A 5560-nucleotide genomic window follows, 5' to 3' on the forward strand; every position below is an offset into this window, starting at 1 on the left:
GGCGTGCAGAGCACCAGCGCCCGCTTCGCGCCCAGCGCATCGATCTCGCGCGCCAGGTGGCGCAGCGAGCCGGCGCCGAACACCACGCGCTGCGGATGGGTGGTGTGGATGAAGTCGTGCATGGCGCGTTCCTTCGGCCTGCCTATTCCAGGCTCAGGCGGCGCTCGCGCACCAGGCGGGCCCACTTGTCCTGCTCTGTGCGCAGCACGGCGGCGAACTGTTCGGGCGTGTTGGCGATGCCCGTCAGGCCCTGCTCGCGCAGCCGCTGCTGGAAGGCCGGCTCGGTCACGGCCTTGCGCACTTCGGCCTGCAGCCGGTCGACCACGGCGCGCGGTGTACCGGCCGGGGCGAGCAGCCCGACCCAGGAGTTCACCTCGAAGCCCGGATAGCCGCTCTCGGCCACGGTCGGCACCTCGGCATAGGCGGGCGCGCGCTGGGCGCCGGTCTGCGCCAGGGCGCGCAGCCGGCCCGCGTTGACGTGCGGCTGGGCCAGCACGGCCGAGAGGAACATCATCTCGACCTGTCCGCCCAGCAGGTCCTGCTGGGCCGGGCCACCGCCGCGGTAGGGAATGTGCGTGACGAAGGTGCCGCTCACGGCCTTGAAATATTCGGCCGTGAGATGGTTGCTCGACCCCGGGCCGACGCTCGCGTAGTTGAGGCCGCCGGGCTGCGCCTTGAGCAGACCGACGAAGCGCTGGAAGTCCTTGGCCTGCACCTTCGGGTTGACCACCAGCACCAGCGGATTGCTCGCGACCTGGGTCACGGGCTGCAGGTCCTTGGCGATATCGAAGCTCAGCTTCGGATAGACCAGCGGATAGGTGGCGTAGCTGTCGAACACCATCAGCAGCGTGTGGCCGTCGGGCACGGCGCGCGCCACCTCGGCCGCCGCCAGCGTGCCGCCGGCGCCGCTGCGGTTGTCGACGATCACGGTCTGGCCGAGCGCGGCCTGCAGGCGCAGCTGCAGCTGGCGCGCGACGGTGTCGACGATGCCGCCCGGCGGGAAGCCGACGACCAGCCGCACGGGCTTGGCGGGCCAGGCCGGCGCCTGGGCTTGGGCCTGGGCCGCGGCGCCCAGCAGCAGCAGCAGCATGCAGGCGGCCAGCGCCCGGGAAAGGATCGGAAAAGACATCGTGTGTGCCTGGTGGTTGGAAAGAAGAAAACTCAGCGCACGAAGTGCGGCGGAATCTGCGCGTCGACGTTGACCCACACGCTCTTGACCTGCGTGTACTCGCGCATGGCGTCGAAGCCCATCTCTCGGCCGTAGCCGCTCTGGCCCACGCCGCCGAAGGGCGAGCCGGGGTTCACGCGCTTGTAGCTGTTGATCCAGACCATGCCGGCGTGCAGGTCGCGCGCCACCTTGTGGGCGCGCTGCAGGTTGTTCGTCCACAGGCCGCTGCCCAGGCCGTAGTCGGTGCCGTTGGCGATCTGCATCGCCTCCTCGTCGCTCTTGAAGGTGAGCACTGTGACGAAGGGGCCGAACACTTCTTCCTGTGCGACGCGGTCCTGGTAGGACTTCGCACGTACCACAGGCGGATCGACTGCGCAAGCGGGATGAACTGTTCGAGAAACGCATCGGCGATCTTCTCGTGCAGCATCAGCCGCGAGCCCGCGATGCAGGCCTGCCCCTGGTTGTGGAAGATGGCCCAGGCGCTGCCGTTCACGGCGGCCTGCAGGTTCGCATCCTCGAACACGATGTTGGGTCCCTTGCCGCCGAGCTCGAGCTGCACCTTCTTGAGGTTGCCCGCGCTGGCCTGCACGATGCGCCGGCCGGTGGCGGTGCTGCCGGTGAAGGCGATCTTGGCGATCTCCGGATGCTCGGCGATGTACTGGCCCGCCACGCTGCCAAGGCCCGGCAGCATGTTGACCACGCCGGGCGGAACGCCCGCCTCGGCCATGAGCTCGGCGATGCGCAGCGAGCTGAGCGGCGTGATCTCGGCCGGCTTCATCACGATGCAATTGCCGGCCGCGAGCGCGGGCGCCATCTTCCAGCTCGTGAACATGAGCGGGAAGTTCCACGGCACCACCTGCCCGACGATGCCGACCGGCTCGCGCAGCGTGTAGTTGAGAAAGCCCTCTTCCACCGGAATGGTCTCGCCCTGGAACTTGTCGGCCATGCCGCCGAAGTAGCGAAAGCATGCGGCGGTGCGCGGCACGTCGAGCCGGCGCGAATCGCGGATCGGATGGCCGGTGTCGAGCGACTCGAGCCGCGCGAGTTCTTCGCCATTGGCCTCGATCAGGTCCGCAAGCTTCAGCAGGATGCGGCCGCGGTCGGCGGCGGCCATGCGGCTCCACTTCGGGAACGCACGCCTGGCGGCGGCCACGGCCTTGTCGACGTCGGCCTTGCCGGCCAGCGCGACATGGGCGATGGGCGTGTTGTCGTGCGGGTTGAGCGTGGCCAGGGTCTCGCCGGATTCGGCGTCGACGAAGCGGCCGTCGATGAAGAGCTGGTGGCGGATGGAAGAAAAGGGCATGGGCGTTCCTCTCCCTCCCCTTTCGGGGGAGGGTTGGGGTGGGGGCATCTTCGAAAAAGGGCGCGGGCCTGGAGAGCCCCCACCCCGGCCCTCCCCCGGAAGGGGAGGGAGAAAGTCAGTTCAGAACTCGACCGGAATCTCGGGCGACTCGCCCTTCTGGATCTCGTACACCAGGCTCGGCGAGCCGTTCTCCCACACCAGCAGCATCGAGCGCTTGGGGCTGAAGCCCTGGTGGCGGCAGTAGGCGGGCATGGCGGCCATGTCGCCGGCCTTCATGATCACGCGGGCCATGGGACGGCCGGTGTTCTTGTCGCCGCAGTCCCAGTGGATCTCGTCGGTCATCTGGAAGAACCACTCGACGCGGTCGTTGCCGTGGATGATCGGCAGGATGTGCTCCTCGGTTGTCGGGCACATGTAGCTGTGCTTCACCACCGAGGTGAAGCTGGGGTTCCAGGTAACCTGCGAACGGCTCAGGAAGCCGAACAGGTTGAAGGCGTGCACCTCGTTCTCGAAGCCGGGCTCGGGGTGCAGCTCGGGCTGGGCCTGCGGCACGTCGGCAAAGGCGCGGTTGACCGGCGCGCCGCGCGCATCGCTGCGCAGGTCGAGGTCGCCCTTCAGGCCCACGCAGCGCTTGGCCAGCTCGCGCGCCCGGGTGATCTTGGCGGTGTTGTTGCCGCTCTTGCGGCCATAGGGCGAGCCGGTTTCCTGCGGCGCGGCAAACGGGTCGAAGCTCTCGTTGGTCCAGTCGTCGAGCATGGCCTCGAAGGTGGCGCGGATCTGCGCCGTGGGAAAGTTCTCGAGCAGGTCGATGCCCGCGTCTTTCATGGTGCCGTTGAAGCTCCCGGCGTACAGGTCGACCGAGTCGTAGTGGTTGATGGTGCCGAACACGTCGTCGAAGTTGACCCAGCCGTAGAAGAAGCCCCAGGCCACGTCGCGCATCAGCGCGCGCAGGTAGCTGCCGGCGTCCATGGTGTGGCTCATGGGACGGCCGTCGCGGGTCTTCCAGGTGATGTGGACGAAATACTCGTCGCGGCGAAAGCCGAAGCTGCCGAGCGAAAAATCCTTGTAGCCGAGCGTGGCGTCGGGCTGCGACGCAATGACCTTGGCGAGTTCTGCGGGTGCGTTCATGGTGTGGCTCCTGGATGCGTTCATTGCGTCTGGCAGATGTCGGCCCACTTCTCTACCGAGAGGTCGCCCTTGCAGGTCTGCAGCACGATCACGCCGGGGTCGCCGGCTGCGCGGAACTGGTAGGCCGTGTTCTTCGGCAGCAGGCCCTGGTGGCCGCGCGAGAGCTTCATCCAGCCCATCTTCCTGCCCCTGGGCTCGCCCTGCACGAGCACCGCGCCGTTCTTGTCCTTGTCGGCCACGGCCTGGGCGGCATCGAGCTGCACGAGGTGCACTTCCACCTCGCCATCCATCACCAGCGCGAATTCGTCGTGCGCGCTGGTGTACCAGGGCGAGGTGCCTTCGGCGCGCAGCGTTTCCAGCACGTAGATCTGGTTCTGGCCGAACACGACCTTCTCGTACGGCCGGCTGATGCTGGCGATCTCGAAGCAGTTGGAGAACGCGTAGTGGCGCACGTCGTCGTCGATCGGCTCGACGTGCCCCTTCTCGAAGTGCTTGAGCGACCCGAAGCGGGTCTGGTAGGCAACGGTCATGGATGTCTCCTGAAGTGCTGGACGATGCAGCCCGGCGCTGCGATGTATGCACTGTAGGAAACGCGGGGCACGGGCGGTAGGCCCGAAACGCGGTCCGCATTGTTCGGCGAATCCGTTCAATGCGCAGGGTTTACCCCCGGAACGGGCCGCGCCCGCCTCAGGCGTCCCAGATCAGGCTGGGCGGCAGCAGGCCCCGTTCGATCATGGCCGCGTCCCACGGCGGCACCTTGGAGAAGGCGTGGGTCAGGTGCTCGATGAAGAGCCGCAGCTTGAACGCATTGCGCGAGGTGCCCGCATACACCGCGCTCAGCGAGAACGACGAGAGCTGGTGCGCCGGCAGCACCACCTCCAGCTCGCCGCGCAGGATCGCCTCGCCGGCCACCAGCGTCGGCAGGCAGACGATGCCGGCATGCTCCATGGCGTATTCGCGCAGCAGGTGGACGCTGTTGGTGAGCAGTGCGGCGCTCATGTACATCGTCACCTGCTCGCCGCCGTGGTGGAAGGTCCAGCGGTCGCGCGTCGGATAGCCCGAGTACAGGCCGAGCGTGTGCTTGTGCAGCTCGCGCGGGCTCGCGGGCCTGCCGTGCGCGCGCAGGTACTCGGGCGTGGCGCAGAACACCCGGCGCACCGGGAACAGCGAGCGCGACACCAGCTCGGTCGATGCCGCTGGAAAGATCTGCAGCGCGCAGTCCACCCCCGCCTTCACCGGATCGRCCACCGCATCGCTCACGATGAGTTCGAGGTGGATGTCCGGAAAGCTCGACTGGAAGGCCCGCAGCAGCGTCGCGAAATGCCCGAGCACGAAGCCGGTGAGCGCATGCACGCGCAAGGTGCCGGTGGGGCCGTCCTTGGCGTCGCGCATCTGGTCCATGATGTCGTTGGCCCGGCCGACCAGCTCGACGCAGTCGCGCAGGAAAGCCTGCCCGACATCGCTGAGCCGCACCACGCGCGTGCTGCGGTGGAACAGCGGCGCGCCGACATGGTCTTCCAGCTGCTTCACGCGGCTGGTCACGACCGACTTGGAGACCCGCAGCTGGCGCGCGGCCTCGGCGAAGCTCTGGGTCTGCGCGACCCGTACGAAGGTCTCAATGTTTTCGAGGCGGTCCATGGCGCATGCAATGTAGCGCTTCTGCGGCGGGGCGCCGCCCTACCCCACCGAACCCTTGCGGCGCGTCTTCAGAAGCATGTCGTAGAACAGCTGGGCCGAGGGCATGAATTCGCGGCCGCGCCGCCGGATCAGTCCGATGAGCCGCGTGACCCGGGGGCCTTCCAGCGGAAGGCTCACCAGGCCGGAGTGACCCTTTGGCGGCATCGCAAGGCGCGGCACCACGCCAAGGCCGAGGCCCGCCTCGACCAGGCTGACCAGCGCCGGCACGTGCCGCACCTCGCAGAACCATTGCGGCTTGCTCTCCACATGGCTGAGGGCCTGGT

Annotated in this window: 5 protein-coding genes and 2 pseudogenes; all 7 read right to left on the minus strand. The window is 67.9% G+C overall.

The window, feature by feature from the left end; genetic code table 11:
- Positions 1 to 122 (minus strand): annotated as a pseudogene (locus AC1DOC_RS22200) (maleylacetate reductase); the annotation flags it as partial.
- 20 nt (positions 123 to 142) lie between these two features.
- A complete protein-coding gene (locus AC1DOC_RS22205; protein WP_307596770.1) occupies positions 143 to 1129 on the minus strand; it encodes a tripartite tricarboxylate transporter substrate binding protein in 987 nt (328 codons plus the stop codon).
- 32 nt (positions 1130 to 1161) lie between these two features.
- Positions 1162 to 2456 (minus strand): annotated as a pseudogene (locus AC1DOC_RS22210) (aldehyde dehydrogenase family protein).
- Positions 2457 to 2591: 135 nt separating this feature from the next.
- Positions 2592 to 3599 carry a hydroxyquinol 1,2-dioxygenase gene (locus AC1DOC_RS22215; protein ID WP_307596767.1) on the minus strand — a complete coding sequence of 336 codons (1008 nt, stop codon included), beginning with the start codon at positions 3597 to 3599 and terminating at the stop codon, positions 2592 to 2594.
- 20 nt (positions 3600 to 3619) lie between these two features.
- Complete coding sequence (locus AC1DOC_RS22220) at positions 3620 to 4129, minus strand: cupin domain-containing protein (protein ID WP_015866152.1); 510 nt, start codon at positions 4127 to 4129, stop codon at positions 3620 to 3622.
- A gap of 157 nt (positions 4130 to 4286) precedes the next feature.
- The gene (locus tag AC1DOC_RS22225) at positions 4287 to 5237 is read right to left on the minus strand and encodes a LysR family transcriptional regulator (protein ID WP_478130494.1); all 951 of its coding nucleotides are present in this window, start codon (positions 5235 to 5237) and stop codon (positions 4287 to 4289) included.
- Positions 5238 to 5276: 39 nt separating this feature from the next.
- On the minus strand, positions 5277 to 5560 hold a 284-nt coding region (locus AC1DOC_RS22230), incomplete at its 5' end, for a LysR substrate-binding domain-containing protein (RefSeq protein WP_478130495.1).

The organism is Variovorax sp. 01T439_2, assembly GCF_056398445.1.

What these genes read in the sequence shown, in the direction of transcription:
- AC1DOC_RS22220 (WP_015866152.1), bottom strand. Translation starts at nt 4,129, where the DNA reads ATGACCGTTGCCTACCAGACCCGCTTCGGGTCGCTCAAGCACTTCGAG.
- AC1DOC_RS22215 (WP_307596767.1), bottom strand. Translation starts at nt 3,599, where the DNA reads ATGAACGCACCCGCAGAACTCGCCAAGGTCATTGCGTCGCAGCCCGAC.
- AC1DOC_RS22205 (WP_307596770.1), bottom strand. Translation starts at nt 1,129, where the DNA reads ATGTCTTTTCCGATCCTTTCCCGGGCGCTGGCCGCCTGCATGCTGCTG.